General features: G+C 40.8%; 20 protein-coding genes and 1 pseudogene. 5 read left to right on the forward strand and 16 right to left on the reverse strand.

The features are described 5' to 3' along the window. Positions 1 to 55 precede the first annotated feature (55 nt). The 6 genes from HI950_RS28355 to HI950_RS28380 all read right to left on the reverse strand — a co-directional run bounded on the left by HI950_RS28355 (position 56) and on the right by HI950_RS28380 (position 7,006). Positions 56 to 1,492 carry a serine hydrolase domain-containing protein gene (locus HI950_RS28355; protein WP_169088822.1) on the reverse strand — a complete coding sequence of 479 codons (1,437 nt, stop codon included), beginning with the start codon at positions 1,490 to 1,492 and terminating at the stop codon, positions 56 to 58. Positions 1,493 to 1,580: 88 nt separating this feature from the next. Further along, positions 1,581 to 4,619 (reverse strand): family 43 glycosylhydrolase, encoded by a 3,039-nt coding sequence (locus HI950_RS28360; protein ID WP_169088820.1) that lies wholly within the window; start codon positions 4,617 to 4,619, stop codon positions 1,581 to 1,583. A gap of 329 nt (positions 4,620 to 4,948) precedes the next feature. Next, positions 4,949 to 5,662, reverse strand: a complete 714-nt coding sequence (locus HI950_RS28365; RefSeq protein WP_169088818.1) for a DUF4386 domain-containing protein — start codon at positions 5,660 to 5,662, stop codon at positions 4,949 to 4,951. Between the two features lie 12 nt (positions 5,663 to 5,674). Further along, the gene (locus HI950_RS28370) at positions 5,675 to 5,890 is read right to left on the reverse strand and encodes a helix-turn-helix transcriptional regulator (RefSeq protein ID WP_169088816.1); all 216 of its coding nucleotides are present in this window, start codon (positions 5,888 to 5,890) and stop codon (positions 5,675 to 5,677) included. 1 nt (position 5,891) lies between these two features. After that, positions 5,892 to 6,338: a hypothetical protein gene (locus HI950_RS28375; protein WP_169088814.1), complete on the reverse strand. Its 447-nt coding sequence runs from the start codon at positions 6,336 to 6,338 to the stop codon at positions 5,892 to 5,894. A 248-nt stretch (positions 6,339 to 6,586) separates the two neighbouring features. Continuing rightward, positions 6,587 to 7,006, reverse strand: coding sequence for a DUF1801 domain-containing protein (locus HI950_RS28380; RefSeq protein ID WP_169088812.1), 420 nt, complete (start codon positions 7,004 to 7,006; stop codon positions 6,587 to 6,589). A 536-nt stretch (positions 7,007 to 7,542) separates the two neighbouring features. On the opposite strand from HI950_RS28380, the gene HI950_RS28385 reads away from it, so the two are divergent. Together HI950_RS28385 and HI950_RS28390 are read left to right on the forward strand one after the other, a co-directional pair. Further along, the gene (locus HI950_RS28385) at positions 7,543 to 7,779 is read left to right on the forward strand and encodes a WGxxGxxG family protein (RefSeq protein ID WP_169088810.1); all 237 of its coding nucleotides are present in this window, start codon (positions 7,543 to 7,545) and stop codon (positions 7,777 to 7,779) included. A 266-nt stretch (positions 7,780 to 8,045) separates the two neighbouring features. Beyond that, a pseudogene (locus tag HI950_RS28390) lies at positions 8,046 to 8,380 on the forward strand (DUF3231 family protein). A 70-nt stretch (positions 8,381 to 8,450) separates the two neighbouring features. Here the strand turns inward: HI950_RS28390 and HI950_RS28395 are convergent. After that, positions 8,451 to 8,678 (reverse strand): hypothetical protein, encoded by a 228-nt coding sequence (locus tag HI950_RS28395; protein ID WP_169088808.1) that lies wholly within the window; start codon positions 8,676 to 8,678, stop codon positions 8,451 to 8,453. A 197-nt stretch (positions 8,679 to 8,875) separates the two neighbouring features. Here HI950_RS28395 and sleB point away from each other — a divergent pair, with 197 nt between their 5' ends. Beyond that, on the forward strand, positions 8,876 to 9,514 hold the full coding sequence (gene sleB, locus HI950_RS28400) for a spore cortex-lytic enzyme (protein ID WP_169088806.1): 639 nt from the start codon (positions 8,876 to 8,878) through the stop codon (positions 9,512 to 9,514). Between the two features lie 44 nt (positions 9,515 to 9,558). Next, positions 9,559 to 9,777, forward strand: a complete 219-nt coding sequence (locus tag HI950_RS28405) for a hypothetical protein (RefSeq protein WP_169088804.1) — start codon at positions 9,559 to 9,561, stop codon at positions 9,775 to 9,777. Positions 9,778 to 9,904: 127 nt separating this feature from the next. Here the strand turns inward: HI950_RS28405 and HI950_RS28410 are convergent, their stop codons facing one another. The 3 genes from HI950_RS28410 to HI950_RS28420 form a co-directional block, all read right to left on the reverse strand. Further along, positions 9,905 to 10,357, reverse strand: coding sequence for a ParB N-terminal domain-containing protein (locus tag HI950_RS28410; protein WP_169088802.1), 453 nt, complete (start codon positions 10,355 to 10,357; stop codon positions 9,905 to 9,907). 114 nt (positions 10,358 to 10,471) lie between these two features. Next, complete coding sequence (locus HI950_RS28415; protein ID WP_169088800.1) at positions 10,472 to 11,290, reverse strand: HAD family hydrolase; 819 nt, start codon at positions 11,288 to 11,290, stop codon at positions 10,472 to 10,474. Beyond that, a complete protein-coding gene (locus HI950_RS28420) occupies positions 11,283 to 12,059 on the reverse strand; it encodes a DeoR/GlpR family DNA-binding transcription regulator (protein ID WP_169088798.1) in 777 nt (258 codons plus the stop codon). Before HI950_RS28420 ends, HI950_RS28415 begins: the two co-directional genes overlap by 8 nt. 241 nt (positions 12,060 to 12,300) lie before the next feature. Between HI950_RS28420 and HI950_RS28425 the strand changes: the two genes are divergently transcribed. Beyond that, positions 12,301 to 12,648, forward strand: coding sequence for an NUDIX hydrolase (locus HI950_RS28425; protein WP_317618464.1), 348 nt, complete (start codon positions 12,301 to 12,303; stop codon positions 12,646 to 12,648). A 108-nt stretch (positions 12,649 to 12,756) separates the two neighbouring features. On the opposite strand, the gene HI950_RS28430 is transcribed toward HI950_RS28425, so the two are convergent. From HI950_RS28430 to HI950_RS28455, 6 genes are all read right to left on the reverse strand, one after another. Next, positions 12,757 to 14,256: a malate:quinone oxidoreductase gene (locus tag HI950_RS28430; protein ID WP_169088794.1), complete on the reverse strand. Its 1,500-nt coding sequence runs from the start codon at positions 14,254 to 14,256 to the stop codon at positions 12,757 to 12,759. Between the two features lie 476 nt (positions 14,257 to 14,732). Further along, positions 14,733 to 15,161 (reverse strand): VOC family protein, encoded by a 429-nt coding sequence (locus HI950_RS28435; RefSeq protein ID WP_169088792.1) that lies wholly within the window; start codon positions 15,159 to 15,161, stop codon positions 14,733 to 14,735. A gap of 75 nt (positions 15,162 to 15,236) precedes the next feature. After that, positions 15,237 to 15,773: an NUDIX hydrolase gene (locus tag HI950_RS28440; RefSeq protein WP_169088790.1), complete on the reverse strand. Its 537-nt coding sequence runs from the start codon at positions 15,771 to 15,773 to the stop codon at positions 15,237 to 15,239. A 193-nt stretch (positions 15,774 to 15,966) separates the two neighbouring features. Beyond that, on the reverse strand, positions 15,967 to 16,257 hold the full coding sequence (locus HI950_RS28445) for a hypothetical protein (protein ID WP_169088788.1): 291 nt from the start codon (positions 16,255 to 16,257) through the stop codon (positions 15,967 to 15,969). Between the two features lie 238 nt (positions 16,258 to 16,495). Beyond that, positions 16,496 to 16,936 carry a GNAT family N-acetyltransferase gene (locus HI950_RS28450; RefSeq protein WP_169088786.1) on the reverse strand — a complete coding sequence of 147 codons (441 nt, stop codon included), beginning with the start codon at positions 16,934 to 16,936 and terminating at the stop codon, positions 16,496 to 16,498. A gap of 116 nt (positions 16,937 to 17,052) precedes the next feature. Then, complete coding sequence (locus HI950_RS28455) at positions 17,053 to 17,577, reverse strand: cupin domain-containing protein (protein ID WP_223285560.1); 525 nt, start codon at positions 17,575 to 17,577, stop codon at positions 17,053 to 17,055. Between the last annotated feature and the right edge of the window lie 388 nt (positions 17,578 to 17,965).

Genomic DNA, 17,965 nt, shown 5'->3' on the forward strand with positions numbered 1-17,965 from the left:
TCATAAAACAAAAAAAGCCGCAGGATATGCGGCTTTAATGGGACTGGTTCTGTTATTAAAGATCGGCCATTATCCGGCCTTGTATTTCAGGCAGATCGGATAAAACATTTGATTTGACATTCAAAATGACTTTATCTTCTTCAAACTGCATCAGGATTGTAAAGGCAAAAGGCGTTTCGACATACCTCATCGTCAGTTGAAGCGTATCCTCAGCCCAGGTAAAGCTGGATAACGTTCGTTTATCCTCATCCTGAAGCAGACGAGAGGTTCCTTCCGCCCAATCTCCCCGACCAACGTTAATCTTGTTTTCATCTTCCCGCTTCCTCAGGACGACTACTGCTTGATCGTCTTCAAAGGATAGAGAAATGCTTTTCCAATGCTGAGCATTGTCTTCAAGCAAATATTTGTTGCCAGTGATCGTTGCCTCCAAGGGCGAATTCGGCTGCAGGCGAGGTATTTCAAGGGCCAGTCCCTCTAACCTTTCCGCAAGCTTCGCTTGTGAATCCTGATCAGGCGAAAGCAGCGAAGGTTCCATCGCCGGGAGCAAATGATCCCACACAGCGTCCATGACACCCTGTAGATCGTTCGTGCCGCTCGTCATAGCCAATACCGCATCCTGCTCCGGCATCACGATACAGAATTGACCGAATGCGCCATCACCGCGGTACAATCCATGCCGGCACTGCCAGAACTGGTAGCCATAGCCTTGGGCCCAGTCGCTGGTTCCGCCGTCTCCGTTAGATATTTGCTTGGACGTTGCTTCATCGACCCACTCCTCATGCAAGAGGCGCTGTCCATTCCACACGCCTTTTTGCAAATAAAGCTGGCCAAACTTGGCGATATCCTCTGTGGTGACGTTTAAACCCCAGCCACCAACATGAATCCCAAGGGGACAAGATTCCCACGTCATTCCTACAATATCAAGCGGATCAAACAAACGCGGCTGTAAATATTCAAGCAGGTTTTGACCGGTCACCTTTTGCAGGATTGCTGAAAGCATATAGGTAGCTCCACTGTTGTAGACAAAATGAGTGCCAGGCACATGCTGGACAGATGCTTGGAGAAACGCTTTTGCCCAATTCCCATCCTCGCTCTGGGTCATTCTACTCGTTGTGTCCTCAGCATGGCCCGTTCCCATCATCAGCAAATGGCGAATGCGCATAAGCGCTAAATTCGGTTCTATTTCACCCGGGACATCCTCTGGAAAATACGATATGACCGCATCGTCCAACGACAGCCTCCCTTCCGAAGCGGCGAGACCGATGGCGGTTGAGGTGAAGCTTTTGCTTAGAGAGAACAGCATATGAGGAACAGTTGACGCATATGGCGTCCACCAGCCCTCTGCGACCACCTGGCCGTGTCTGAGCAGCATAAGACTATGCAGTTCCAATTGACGTTCCTGTACAGCGTTTAAAAATGCAATCACAGCTGCGGAGGGAATTCCTTGTGCTTCCGGCTGACTTCTGGGCAAATGCAAATGAGTAGTTTCCATCTTTTTCATTCCTCCTTTAAATAACGAGCTTACGGCTACGGTAGAGGACTGACAACCATTTTGTGAGCGCTCTCATCAATATCGTTTTTTATTGAAAAATGGCTCTTGCGATAACCGCTAGATCAACAATATCAATGATGCCGTCATGGTTGATATCCGCCTTTTGGATCAAATTCCAATCCGGGCTTGTCGAACTTTTGCCATAGCTGACAGCTGCAATTGCAAGATCGCCTACGGACACTTTTCCATCCGTGTTCATATCTCCTGGTACTTTAGCATTGACCGAATTTTTAAAGGTTTGCAACGCTTGATTTAAGAGGTTTGCTGCTTGATCAATCTCTGCTTGACTACTCGCACTCTCGGATGCTGCAATGGCTGCTTGGATCGAGGCTTGCAAAGCAGCTTTTGAACCGATAGGATATTGCCCTGGCGCACTGCCCTCTACCGCCGCATTCACAGCAGACTGAGCTTGAGCAATTAACGCATTCAGTGCTTCCTTGTTCAGTTCATCAGTGCTTGTAACTTGTACCTTATATGAAACAGGTGCAAGTGAAGTCTCCACGCCCGCAGAGTTGGCAATTAACGCTTGAGAGAGTGTAATGGTTGTTTGAGCTGTTTCTTTGATCGCTTTCCAGTTTAGTTTAAGCAATTCACCATCGGTGGTGACGGCATGATCCGCACCTTGACTTACAAGCAAAATACGGACTTGCCCAGAGTGATCTGCTTTAGGATCAATGGCCAGTAGACCTTCCTTCTGCGATTGTACTGAAACAAATTCAAGTTTCTCGGGATCGTAGTTGAATATGAGATCCTGGGCATAGATTGCATCGTCTAGGCTGGTCGAAACATGAGCTAATCCATAGCTTACATCGAAATTATTTCCTGCCGGAATTTGAGGCACACCTGTAAGCGTCCCTGTTAAACCTGTTTCCGTTGTCGGAACAGCATTTGGAACATCTGCTTTATACAACGTTAGATAGTCCACATTCACATTGCCAATACTATCGTTATCAATACGGTAACTGATTACGTTCTTGCCTGCTTTTAAAACTAACCGTTCAGAAGCGGTAAACCATTCATCCCAGCTGATTGCCGTTTTATCTGGTTCGATCGTTTTTACAGGAATACCATTTACATATACATTGATTTTTGCTTGTGCAGGCAATTGTGTCGTTGGATTGTTTGTAGATTCCCCCTCCACTTGAACGCCATATGCATATCTTACACCTACGATGTAATCACCATCTTCTTCTGCGTTTACGACAAAGCTAGCTTCAGCGCCAGATTTTTTGGGCAAGTTTATATAGCCTGTTCCTTGATAATTTTTATGGCTATTGTCTTTTGTAATATCGCCATACAGCATGGCATCCTCTGCTTGATACATATCGCCTAGCCCTAAATCACCTGAAGGCAAATCTTGCCATTCATACGGAGATACAGGTTCGCCAAAATGAGGGGTTCCGTCTTCATTCCAGCCGATTTTCTGAATATTGACTTGGCGCCACCAGTTACGTCCCGTATCTTGGTATACTCGTGAATGGTAGATCATCCAATCTTCCTTGCCGTCTGCCGATTTTACAAAGCCTGCTCTGGCTGGACCAGATACATCGCTGGTGGCAACGAAAACATCATTTGTACGGGTCCAAGAATTCGGGTTTAAAAAATCTCCGTCTGTATTCGTAAAATAAGATAAACGATAACCATCTGATGCATAGTCGCCTTCTGACATGGTAATAAATACTTTGCCATCTCTTTGCAATACTCGGGGACCTTCTCCGCCGCCGCCTGGCAAGAATGAGCGATCTGCCGTAATCGTATAAGGGTTATCCATCGGGGCAATTGCCGGCCCGACTGGTTCTCCGGAGCCTAAAGTGCCCCAAACCGCATATAACTGGCCGTTGTATTCAAATACCGTAAAATCGTTCGCTTGTTTATACACACCATTTTCACCCGCATATAAGGCACCTTTATCGACATATTCCCCTTGAGGATCGTCAGTAACGGATTCCAAAACAGTTGCCATATGCTTGAAACCAAACTCTTTTAAGTCGGCACAATAATAGATATACCATTTGCCGTCAAAGAAAAAGATTTCCGGGGCAAAAATACGAGTCTGATCTCCTTTTGAATCGTATACCATTACCTTCTCACCCTGGTCTAACAGGGTACGGGACTTGGATACATAAACTTTATTGTTAGAATCTAAGTTGCTGGATGATACAAAGTAATAAAATCCGTCTTTATACGTTACAAATGGGTCCTGCCCTTGATATAACGGGTTATTAAATTTGTCGGATACCGAAGAGCTTGTGACGCCCATTTCTTTCATAAAATCGGATCGAGCGATAGATAAGCTCTCAATCGACTCTATTAATAATGCTACCTTATCTCGATCACTAATCTCTTTGTCATCAATCGAGCCAAGCAATTCCTCCGCCGTCATTTTAGTTGCATTTAAGTGGATTACTGCGCTTTCCGTTACTTCGTCAGCAAAGTTTTCCGTTAAATATACGATCTTTTGAATTTCTGCCGTCAAATCCGCTTTCTTAGTCGTCATTACGCGGTCTGGCGGCAAATAAAGAGCCGATTCCGGAACGACTTCTCTACTTTGGCTTGCGCTTTCCCATTCCATACGAAGCCAAGACCCTCCCCACCCTTGTAAATATTCAACTTTGATATCATAATGTTTTCCTGCTTCCAAAGAAAGCGGAATACTAACCTGTGGTTTTTCCCAGGTTTGCTGCCAAAAGTCAATGATTAACTCTCCATTAATCCATAATCTGAACCCGTCATCGCCTACCATATGAAAAGTATAATCTTCTGTAAATTCCGGTACGATAGTTCCTGTAAAACGTGCCGTATTATAGTCGGGAGTTCCTGAAAACTGATTAAAAATGCTTGCGAAAGAATCACCATTTAAATTTCCAACTGCTCTTTCTCCTCGAAAATCATCAAAATTAAAGATGGTTATGTCTTCGCGGTTATTTGGGTTTCTCACACATTTAAAAAATTCACCCAGCAATCCGTGGCCATCCAAAGTTGAATCTGCAGCACGAACATTCATTGGAAAGTTCATCATTCCTGCAAAGAGGATGATGGCCAAAACAATTCCGATTACTCTTTTCATACTTGTTCCTCCTATTTTTTATTGGACTACTTTTCCCGTTAGGGAAGCACATTTGAATTTGCTTATCATGTTCCCTCCTTAGCTTGCTGGGTGCTTCAAATTTAGCATATTTTACAAATTATATATTTGTAATATCCCGATCTTTTTTACGATTTTCTATCCTTTTTTATGTGGATGGAAAAAAAGGCTGCTGACCCAATGGAGTCAGCAGCCTTTACATTATACGTATATTAATTTTCTTTATTTTTCTCTGCATGATAGCACATAACATACCTTTTTTTCATGCTAGGCCTCCAGTGGTGATCGTTTTTTACTGTTCGTCAGCTCAATCACCTCTCTGCTTTCACACCCTTAATCAGAAGCCAAAAGGCTAATGATAGCTCACCAATCACTCCAGGTACGGCAACGATCAGAAGGAATATCGTTTTATAGTCGTCGTAATTGGTTAGAAGAAAATGTGCAAAACTATCTATTAAATAGCCCGCAGCTGCAAGGACCAAGAGGATCCCAATCCATTTAGGCAAGTAGCCTGCTGACTTGATAATTAAATAGCCAACGATCAATAAGTGGAATCCAAAAAACACTAATCCAATAAGCCACCCATTGTTAAACGCATTGATCAATAACATGACCTGAGCGTGCAGCTGTTCGGCAGTGAATACACTCAAGTATTCAGCACCGCTAAGAAGCTGCAGCACATTCAAAAAATTGTACAAGGCGATTCCGAAAATGGCGGTGTATACCAATCTAAACAACGCCGCGAGTATTGCAAGATTTTTATTAACCGGTTTGAGTAAAACATAAAGTGACCACGTTACCAGCACATCCAGAATAAGCACGATAACAAAGCTAATGAACCCACTCCGAAATAACATCTCGTTGGATATGATGTTATTAGCCGTTGTTGCTGCATCATCCGGAACAATAAGGCCATCAAGAATAGAAAAATTAGAAAACATTGCTAAAATAGCCATAAACAGAAGCCCAAGTCCTGTGATACTTGAATAAAAATGAGGTGATTTTTCGTTGTTGCGGGTTGTCATAACAAACCCCTCCTAGTTTTCCTCGAAAGTGAATATCTCTTCCAAGGTTAAATCGAAAACGCGAGCAATACGAAAAGCCAATTCCAAAGAGGGGGAGTAGTTACCTTTCTCAATCGCAACGATAGTCTGCCGGGTCACCCCCGCTTTATCTGCTAATTGTTGCTGTGTCATTTCATCATGATTAAAACGTAAAGTCCGAATGTTGTTGCTAATATGCCATTTGCTCATTTTAAATCCCTCTTCGATAAAGATACAGCTGTGTGATAATTCCAACCATCTCTGATAATAACCCAGAACTAATTAGTATGATGAACATCATATAGGGTGGTTGTTCCATCACCAGCGGTATCATGGATAGTAGAAAACCAATGATAAATACATAATGAGAATTTCTAGTGGATTTTAATGCAATTAATCGGTCGAGCTCATCCGTAATTAATGGTTCTTTTTCTTTTGTGGCAATGGTATTAACAATACTAAACACGATATGGATGATAATTTTGGCTACGATCGATACCGGAATTAAAATTAGAATGAAAGCTCCCCAGAAGCTGAAGTCATTTGAAGTTTGAAAGCTCCCTTCTTGGTACTTTTGAAACACATACGTACAATAGATCGAAAAAATGAGTAAGGTGGCCATTAAGGATACGATGTTTCTCTTTTCTTGAAAGGACATTTCAGATCGCCTCTTCTGTTAATATTTATAAAAAAGTAAAGCTTTCTATACACAGTGTATGATCGACCATACACAATGTCAAATATTTTTTACATGTAAATCAAAAAATGGTTTTCTTCCTGCCTATTCTCTAATAAATCACAAAAAAACCTCCCTGCAGTAAAAGTACTTTTACTGCAAAGAGGTTTACATCTTAAAATCGGCAGGTATCACGGAAGTAAGCTGCTCGATGACCCCATTCAGGTGTATCAATTCGGATACGCTTCATTCAGAAACCTGGCAGATTGGATTATTAACGCTTTCAATACGTCAACATCAATGTCCGCTATTTTATTAATATAGACACATGCTTTACCTGAAGTGTGTTTTCCGAAATTTTGCAACAGCACTTCGCGCTCCGTATCGCCAGTCGCAAAATACAGGCTTATCTTTGCCTTTCTAGGCGAGAAACCTACTAGAGGTGCAACTCCTTCATGACCAGATTCATATCGGTAATGATACGAGCCAAAACCAATAATGCTAGGTCCCCACATCTTAGCTGGGTAACCTGTTGTTTCCGTAAATATGTCTAACAGCTTATATGCGTCTTCGCGCTTCTTGAGATTATCGACATTATCAATAAATTCGATTACGCTGTTGTCGGTTTCCTTTGTTTTCTGTTCATACATCGTTTTTAAATCTCCCTTCAATTTAGCTTGTTCCGATAATCAGATGGTTTATTAATAGAAGTATACCAAAAGTGGTATTCGATATCACCCGAATAGCTTTATGCGCATCAAACAAATGTCTTTCTTCCATATTGAATTGAGCTCTTCAGTAAGACTTAAATTGACAACTAGTTCCGAAGAATATATGTACATGTACGTGCGTATCCAGCCAGAGATGATTAATCTTGGGAGGGGAAAGCGTGAATATGATGGAATATATTCGATATGTCTGGCACGATTGTTGGGTTAATTATTATCTAAACATGTTCAACTCATGTTTGTGTGAAAAGCATAGGTGCTATTTGCTACGAAAGTCAGAATATCATCTTTCAAGAAGGAGGCGTCCCGTTTGAGGACGTCTTTTTTCTTTGCTGACCTATTAATCATAATTTCTAATCGATTAAAATTACAGGTCAATACATATTTAAAGTATAACTTTGTGTTATGTAGCAAAAAATAAATTCGTCTTAAATTCGAAATGAGAATGGGGCATGTAAATGAAGAAAGTAATTTTAATAATGGGCTTCATCGGGTGCTTGATGATTTACTCAGCTATCCCTGCATCTGCAGAGAACTTGAATCGTTCCCAAAGCGGAACAACTATGAATGCAAACAATTACAGGGTTAATGCAGCAACTGATGATGATGGTTTTGATTGGGGCTGGCTTGGCCTTTTAGGACTGTTTGGCTTAGCTGGTGCAAGAAAACGCGTACGTGACCGTGACCACGCTTAAGTAAGGTTAATTAACACAAACACCCCTTTAGTGAAATGCACCCCTAAGAATAGAGATTGGAATACCACTTGGTTATTCTAATGATATATTCTTAGGGGTGTTTTTTATGGCGATTAATATCGTTAAATTAAAGCGGATGCAGTTACATTTTAACGCAAATATCGTTCTTCAAGTTATGTTTTTTCTAACTTGTACCAGACATTGATATTTTGCTCAACGACATAATAAATAAGTCGAAAATTGATTAAAAAAAGGAGCATTATTAAATGGGGGTTTTAAGCGGCAATCCAAAAGATCAACCTCTGCACTACGGAGAAATCTTTAGTGTGTGGCAAGCTTCGACAGTGGACAAAGGAGCAGTATCTTGCTACCAAGCGTACTTAATCCACGCTGGTGACAAAGATCCGACACCGCATTGGGATTAGTTGCTTGTAGTCAAGCTATGGGTCAATCCATAAGAGAAGATATCGGCGCATTATTTGCTAAATACCATATCACTAAAACAGCAATTGGCGTAAAAATCCTTGAGATGAGCAAAGAAAAAGGATGGCTCATACCTCCTCCTTTGCAAGTAAAGAGACCTGAAGCCGTCAATGCTTAAAACTAATTTAAATCCCACCTTAGGGTGGGATTTTTTTATGCATAGAACTATTTGAAGGGAAGCCAAAACACTATGAAAATTTGTCTGGCAGCGCCTTAATGATTTCTTCGTATTGTAGAGCAACCGCCACCTCTAAAATATGAATAGGGTTTTGATGAGCATAAGCTACAAGCAATTCTTTAGTGAACTCATCATCATTTAATTTCAAACTTCTTTTTACCAATTCCATCATTGCTCTTTGATTACGAAAATTAAGCTGCTCAATTTTCTCCATTGCTAATTCAATGTCATCCTGCATGGTTCGCTCCTAATATTCGTGAATTTATAATTAATTTAGAGTACCTGATCATACTGTAAATATAACTGTTCGGTTGTTTTCCTTTTTTTCAGGGGGGGATGTAGATGAGAATAATTTAACAAGATTTTCATATTCATGCTGTGCTAGAATAAGCGATCTAATCACCTATTATTCATATACGGAGGGATTTTATCATCATGTACAGATTTCTTGTTCTATTTGCTTCACTCGTTCTAGTCATCACAACCGCTTCAAATGACAAGATAGATGCTTCCCCTGTCTTGAAAATCGGCAGTGAGGGTCAGGCCATTACGGAACTGCAATTCCGGCTTCATACCGTTGGTTATTACAATCTACCCATCGATAAAAATTTTGGAAAGGCCACCTATAACGCAGTTCAACGCTTTCAGAAATATAACGGACTTCACAGCGACGGCATTGTAGGCCCTAGAACATGGGCAAAGCTCAAAAAATTGTCGGTGAACAAAAAAGAGCTTTCTATGCTTGCTCGCGTCATCTATGCAGAGGCGAGAGGCGAAGATTATAAAGGCCAAGTGGCGGTCGGTGCAGTTGTAATGAATCGCCTGCAATCTCCAAAGTTTCCGAATACACTGAAAGGAGTCATTATGGAGCCAAATGCTTTTTCAGCTGTAAAAGACGGACAGTACTGGCTTATCCCGAATCAAACGGCGTTCAAAGCGGCTAAAGCTGCGGTGAAAGGCGTTGACCCAACCGGCAATGCATTCTTCTACTTTAATCCAGATGTATCTAAATCGGTTTGGTTCAAGACGCGTACAGCGACCAAGAAAATCGGCAATCATCTATTTACAAAATAATTAATGCCAAGAAAGAACATGATCCAGAACAGGAGTACGAATGCATGAGTTTTGATATCAAAAACCGACATAAGGCTAGAGTTGAAGTGATTTTGGATATTATTAAAGAAATCTCTGAAAAAGAGACCATTCCGGAAGCATTCAAACATAAATTAAACGCGATGAGTTACGATGACTTGGGAACATTCGTTATGGAAATCGTTAAAACCCGATCCATTGATGAAATCCTAAAATTAAAGGTCCAGCCAGATCCTTCAGATTAAATCTCATCTGAGCGGCCTCTTTTGCAAAGCCTCGCTCCCAATAACTGCCCTTGATCGAAGAAAAGGCAGCCGCTATTACTGGCTGCCTTCTTGCAATATATAGTGTCCCCTCTAGCTTTAGATTGCTTTATTTGCGCAGTGTGTTCCAGATATTGTCTACGTTTTCGTCATCCCAAATGATTACCCAATATTCTTTGATATCAGCACGCTTAAGAGCTGCTGTGCGTCGATTACCATCGCGGACCGATAGTGCGCCATTCAAATGTTGTATGATTAAAGGTGGAGCATCCCAACCCTCGCGAAACATTCGTTCATATCGGCCAACTAAGTGCTCCCACTGTTCTACTGTAGAATAGTACTCCATATTGGGTTCGTTTTCGGGTCCGTGACAACGCACCAACCGATCAACATCGATCAGGATTGGACCGACCCAATGTCGTTTTCGTTGTTTTAGACCTTCCGAAAACGAAGGATTTTTACCAGCTGAATTCAAATAGAGGTGAACCCACTCCTCCATTTGGCCACGAGAGGCAAACTGCTTCGCTTCTATGCCTGTATATTCAAGCGCCCCGTTTTCCATTTTGTCGCTCCCCCCAACATTGCATATCATTAAAAATATGAATGAACTTAAATGAACATCAACTCTATTCAAATTCCAGCTGGGATAACCGTCAAAGATCTACCGCCTTACCTTTCAACCGCAATCCGTTACATAAGAACGGTTATAGGAGATGATGTGATCTATCGCTTCCGATACAGCATTTACTACAGTGCTTGCTTGGTTTCTTATATCAATATGGCTGCCGCTCATGGCATAACTATGTTCCGTTATGGCAAACATGGATAAATCATTAAACGAATCCCCTATGCATGCGACCTCGTTTGGATGGAGCCCCAACTTTTTGATCAACAGTGATAATGCTGTTCCTTTTGATACATTTAATGGCATAACATCAAGGCAATCCTTGTCGGAAATAAACATTTCTATTTCACCTTCAAACTGATTATGCAATTCAGCCTTCAATTGAAGCAATTTTTCCAGTTCACCAAAGTAGGAAATTTTACAACACCTTATTTCATCCTCTTTTAATGCTGCTTCCAGATCCCAACGCGCGGTACAAGCTGTTAATATACGAGCTTCATACGGATGCGATTTGTCATTACGTTCCTTTAAATAAAATGAATCATCTGTACAATGAACAAAATTTACAAAATGGTCGAAGCAGCGGGTTGTTTGAAGAATTCGAGAAGATACATCTGGCTCAAAAACAGAGGATGCCAAAAATTCTAGATTCTTTAGGCGAACAGTAGCCCCGTTCTGGCCTATTGCATGATAACCATTATTGAGCTCGTTCATGACGATCTTGATTTCAGAGTACATCCTTCCTGATGCAATGCACAATTCAAATCCTTCCTTATGAGCCCATTTTATTGCTTCAAGGTCTCTATTATTCATTCGGCGCGTATGGTCTATCAAAGTACCATCTAAATCACTAACAATCAGTTTAATCATGACGATCTTCCTCCGATACAACTAATAGTTCTACTTGATGCTCTTTAAGATTGTCCATCATTTCTTGATTCGGCTTCTGGTTGGTGATCAACAAATCAATGGATTCTAAACCTGCTATTTTATAAAACATCTGATTTCCGAATTTAGTATGGTCCGCCAATACAATGACTTGATTTGCCCGATTAATCATTTCTCGCTTAACAACTCCATCCTCCTCATAGGGATAAGATAAGCCATTGGCCGTAATTCCACATGCACCAAGAAATAATTTATCCACCTGATAATCGGCTAACATATTTAGCGTTGATTGCCCGAATAGAAACCGATGCCGAGCGTTTAACTCTCCACCTAATAAATAAGTTCTTACCGTATTTTTTCTGGAGAGTACATCTGCGATATCAATCGAATTAGTTACGACAACGTTATTCTCCGAAGATAAATTTTCCGCGGCAAATTGAACTGTGGTTGAAGCATCCATCATAATAAAATCTCCGTTGTTAACAAGTGAAGCTGCAAAATGTCCAATCTCACGTTTCTCACCGGATTCTCTCACGAGTCGCTCTTTATACTCGTATATTTCTTTTGGTTTTATCGGTAAAACCGCGCCACCGTGTGTACGGACGATCAGGCCAAGCGCTTCCATCTTCAATAAATCCCGACGGGCAGTATCGCGCGATACATCATACTGTTGACAAATATCTTTAATATCGACACGTTGGTATTGCTTCAAATGCTCCATAATCGCGTTTATCCGCTCTTCTTGAAACATGCTAATGTCCCCTTATTCATGATGATAATGGTAAAATATCTAAGTAGTATATAAGGCATTATACTTCATTCTTATAAGTAAATACAATCATTTATCGTCTTTTATGCAACATTGTGTAATTTCACTTATCCATTTGTATAATGTTCATGTATCAGCAGAGAAGAACAAGAGCCTGAAATCACGGGGGTGATTTCAGGCTCTTGTTCAACCTGTTAATAAGACTGGATACAATAAATCCGACATATTATTAATAAAAGGTCCTAGTCGGGGCTGGGAAATGCCGGGGGGAGTAGTTGAAGAAGGTGAATCGTTGAAGGATGCAGCGGTTAGGGAAACAAAGGAAGAGAGCGGTATCGATATAGAAGTGACAACATTTTGTGGTATTTTTCAAAATGTAGGGGAGTGTATTTGTAACACTTTATTTTTAGCCAGACCAATCGGAGGCGAATTAACAACGTTCCCTGAGTTTTTAGAAGTAGGATTTTTTCCGATCGAGAAAGCATTAGAGATGGTGACCTGGAGAAATTTCAGGCAGAGAATAGAGTTTTGTTTAAATAAAGAACATCATCCCTTTTATGTTGAATTTTGACTTCCATTTTAAAATCCCGCATATAAAAAGCAATCGAACTGGAATTTCGATTGCTTTTTTCGTACATGCTTATTCAATTATAAGTGCAAATATCAAACATCCAAACGATTAACTATAAACTAGCTCTTTTTCGCTTAGTCCAAGCGTCGCTGCTGTTGAAGCATGAATTTCGTGCAGAAGCTCTGTATTTTCCATTAGTGATACGCCATAAGAAGGAATCATTTCTTTAATTTTCGGTTCCCACTCTTTCATATGTTGCGGGAAGCATTTTTTAAATACCTCAAGCATAACGTGAACAGCGGTAGAAGCACCAGGAGAAGCACCTAGTAATGCCGCAATCGAGCCATCAGCGGCACTAATGACTTCTGTACCAAATTGAAGTGTACCTTTGCCACCAGCCTCAGTATCTTTTATAACTTGCACACGTTGGCCCGCTACTACTAAATCCCAATCCTCGCTTTTGGCGCTCGGGATAAACTCTCGCAACTCTTCCATTCGCTTTTCCTTAGATAACATAACTTGCTCGATCAGGTATTTTGTCAGTGACATGTTTTTTGCACCTGCGGACAACATAGTTACGAGATTATCCGGTTTTACGGAAGTTACCAAATCAAACATTGAACCGGTTTTTAAAAACTTTGGCGAGAAGCCGGCAAACGGTCCGAATAGCAACGATTTTTTGTTGTCGATAAATCTAGTGTCAAGATGTGGAACAGACATTGGAGGAGCGCCAACCTTAGCTTTGCCGTATACTTTTGCATGATGCTGCGCTGCTACTTCCGGATTATTACACACCATAAATATTCCACTTACCGGAAAACCTCCAATATGTTTCCCTTCAGGAATACCGGATTTTTGCAGTAAATGCAGGCTTCCTCCTCCGCCTCCAATAAAGACGAATTTTGCATTATGGCGTTCAACGCTACCGCTGTCGTTTCTTACTTTCAATTCCCACGAGCCGTCGCTAGTTCGTTTAATGTTATCAACGCTATGTTTATATTTAATATCGACGTTTTTACTTTTTAAGTGGTCAAATAAAATGCGCGTCAAAGCACCAAAGTTCACATCAGTGCCAGTGTCGATTTTAGTTGCAGCTATAGGTTCATTCGATGGACGACTTTGTAAAATAAGCGGAATCCATTCCATCAGTTTTTCAGGGTTATCGGAAAATTCCATCCCTTGAAACAGAGGATTATTGGACATCGCTTCAAAACGTTTCTTTAAAAACGATACATTTTGTTCCCCTTGTACCATACTCATATGAGGCAACGGCATAATAAAGTCCTGCGGATTACGTATCAGCTTGCTGTTTACAAGATAAGACCAAAACTGCATGGATAGCTGAAACTGTTCATTAATTTGGATTGCTTTGCTAATATCTATAGATCCATCTGGTTTTTCGACAGTGTAGTTAAGTTCGCACAGTGCGGCATGCCCTGTTCCAGCATTATTCCATTCGTTAGAGCTTTCCTCTCCAGCATTTTCTAGCTTTTCAAACACTGTAATTTCCCATTCCGGTACTAATTCTTTCAGAAGTGTCCCTAAAGTCGCACTCATGATTCCGGCACCAATTAAGATGACGTCTGTTTTAGTTTCTCTGCTACTCATTTTTACCATCCTTATACCCAAAAATTTGCAGAAAGGAGGCAAGGTGCACCTGCTTCGGCATCTCAACAAGCCAAGGCGCGACCTAGTCACACACCTTTTCTGTTTCAATAATAACGTGTATACAATTGTTTATAGATTAATATATCTACTATTATCTTATAATTATAAGCTATTTAAAAGCTGGTGAAAAGTGAACAGTCTGTTCACAAAACTCTCGGAACAATCAAAAACGCAATTAAAAACAAAGTACAGTCTAACCAAAAAGTATACATCATTTATAAAGATAAAACCACTCCTGATCATGGAGTGGTTTCTTTTTTGATTTTTGAAACGTTTTTTTTCATTACATTTAAGAATGTTGGGCATACTAAAATAACACAAAAAAAGCCAACCCATTATGGAGGACTGGCTTTACTATTTTTTCTAGGTAAAAATCGCAGCTCGCCCGGAGCGTCATCCATTTTTTTCGCCATACTTCAAATTCTGGAGTTCAATACCTCCAAATAGTGCTGATTGTACATAATACCCAGCACATTGCCAAATGGATCCGTGACAGAAGCTGTAATGAAACCCTCCCCACGGCGTTGGATCGGTTCGTATTCTTCCGCTCCCATGGACTTCAAATGGTTAAGAGTGGCTTCTATATCATCAACATGCCAGTACATGACGGCACCACCAGGGCCAGCTGTATCACGGGCAGGAGCGAAACGGCGATTGATCAGACCAAGTTCGTGCTGGTAGTCACCAAGGCGAAACTCGACATAGGCTAGTTGACCATCTGGTCCTGAGCGTTCGAAGTAAGGCGCAATGCCCAGCAACTCCGAATACCACGCCTTTGCTGCCTCCATATCATCCGCCCAGTAACTGATGGTCGCAAATCCTCGTAAAGTTTGTTTTATACTCATACTTAATCTCCTCCTCAAATAATAATTATCGGTTTACAATTGCTATTATAAGCATCCAATACTGACAAAGGTATGTCAGTGTTTCTGCTTTACTTCCAACCTAGTTAATATGTTTACCGTTTTTTCGAGGATAGTCTTATCTCGTAAAATCATAAATCTATCAGAATAATCATCACATATTATAGAGGAATCATTCATCACTTCTATTGCTTTATTTAATGTCATCCATTTAACCACCATACCTAATTGCTTTTCGCTTTCACTAAGCATCATATTCTGGCGTTTCCCTGCTTTTGCTATGTAACAGTAAGAGAGCTGCATAAAATCATTTCTTTTCTTATGCTCCTCGATATACCCCAATTTATGAATAATATCAGCTTCATATCCTGTTTCTTCCTGGATTTCACGTAAAAATGCATCCTCAGAATCTTCGTTCTCATCTACCCCTCCGCCGGGTAACTTGTAAAGGTTCGTTTTTGACATATACATCATGGCAACATTACATCCATCATCAACTAAAACGCCTCTTGCTCCATAGCGAGATATGGTGTCTAGGACTTCAGGGGCATCGCCTACAATATCATAATCCGTTATTTTTTTGATCAATTGCACAACATCACCTAGCCTTTCTAAAAAGAGAGGATCCCCTGCCGAATTGTCCGTTCTTGTTCGTTAGCGTAATTACGTTTAATCTTCATTTTATATTCATAATCCTCTTATGTAGAATTGTAAACTTATGACCCGTATGATGGCTGCTTCATTCGCGAAGTGTCCGTTCTTACGGGTCATTGTTTTATTTAAACGACTATTTTTTCGAACGTTTTTTGGAGGATACTTTAACATGATTCCCGCGTTTTACGCCCGAAACCATCACATTTTTCTCCGTATACGTGTAATGGTGCTTATAGACAGGACAACAATGATGCTGCTTAATTGTTTCAATATTTTGAACGACATTCACAAGCTGCGGATGGTAGTAATTCTCATATTGTGTAATTGGAGGATCATAGATCGTTTGCGTTGGGCAATCGGGACAAAATTCAGCTTCACTCATGCCGGCTACATTGCCCATGTTATAGTCATAATTTCGATTCAAAGTAATTATCCCCTTCCTGTTTTGGAATACACCTTATTGTATTCACAGAAAGGCAAGTCGACCTGTACGCTTGACCCGTAAGGCTATGGCCTCCAATATTCATGCGTTATGGAGGGCGAGAGAATTACCACGTACAGATTATACCGTGTTCAGTCTAAAAAACAGATCTATCAGTCGGCGGATACCAGTTCATATGTATATCGTCATTTGATTGCAGGCGTCCGTCTTCTTCAATCCATTATTCATTTATATTTTTTGCAAGGAAGGCGAGTCTACTCACTTCGAAAAAGCCGTTTTTCTTGTAAAACTTTTCTGCTGGAACATCTCTGTCTGTTAGCAAGGTTATCGCTTTTATGCCTCTTACAAGTAGCTCTCTTTCTAGACTTTCAAACAGCTTCGAACCAATACCTTGTCCTTGAAATTTAGGATGAACACACATTTCATTTACAAAGAACTCATCATTTTCCCACCATTTCTTGCGATGTCCACAAATAAAACCAACAATTTCTTCATCAAGAATCGCGATCAACCCCATAAACCCTGGCGTGTTTACAAAATCCAATAAATATTCTCTTGCCTTATGATCCAGCCATCGATCATTCCAAGGTTCTCCATTAAAAACTTCGCAAAATAAAATTGTGCATTTGTCCAGATCTTTAATATCGAATGATCTAATCACTTAAATACTTCCCATCGTTTTGGTCTATTCTGCATTTCCTACTTCATTAAAATTCCACAAAACATACTATTCTAGAGATCATTGGATTATCCTGCCTGCTCGAATGGTGAATCCTATCATATTCGATACCCAAGGAACTCGGCTAACCGTGCCAAACCACCCAAGAATACCGTTTGCACGATTCGCGGCGGGCCTACAATGTAACCATCGATGCATTTCCAGGCGACTCCAAGCCATAAGGGGTTTAACGGAACCCCCTTCTTGTTCAACTTCCCTTCACATTCTAATTTGTGAATGAATTCAAACATCTTCCAATGTTGTCCCGGGGGACGAACTTCGTGCAGAGCAATTAGCCGATTGTCACTAACATTCCAGAACTGGTGAGTCTCATTGGGATGAATAGTGATACAACCTCCTTGTTCCACAATCGTTTCCCTGCCGTCAATCACAAATCGCATTCGTCCCTCCTTCACCGTGAATTTTTCTTGAAGAACGGGATGCCAATGCGGACCGTTCATCGCACCTTGCTGAATAATCACGTGCTCAACTAACAGGTATTGTCCGTGGTCGTCTGTACCGCTGTCGATTAATGTTACGGTTCGACCATCAAGATGAATGAGGGACTGCTTTCTCATATTCATCAACGCTGCACTTCCATTCGCCATTATTTTGTTATTCTCTAATGGTACATCTAAACTGACCGCTCCTCACGAAATAAAATCCAACACACCAGTCACATATAAATAACGCTGCAATATGGATCCATGAACTGGATTGATTAGCCGCATTATTGCTAAGAACTATCAAAGCATGGAAAAAATCTGATAACCGTTCTGCAAGTGATATGTGGATGGAGGGAAATTCATAATCGCGACCTTCCTTTATTGACGAACCCCTGCCCACGCAGGACAGCCCCACCCTATTTCCAGTATACTAAGGTAAAGTTTAATACCATCTTGAGTAGTAGACCTTCGAAGGGAGAGTTTTCCCTTCCATACTAACTTAATGAAGCTTTACAACAAGGTTTGA

This window comes from Paenibacillus sp. PL91, assembly GCF_012935325.2.
Classification (GTDB): Bacteria; Bacillota; Bacilli; order Paenibacillales; family Paenibacillaceae; genus Pristimantibacillus.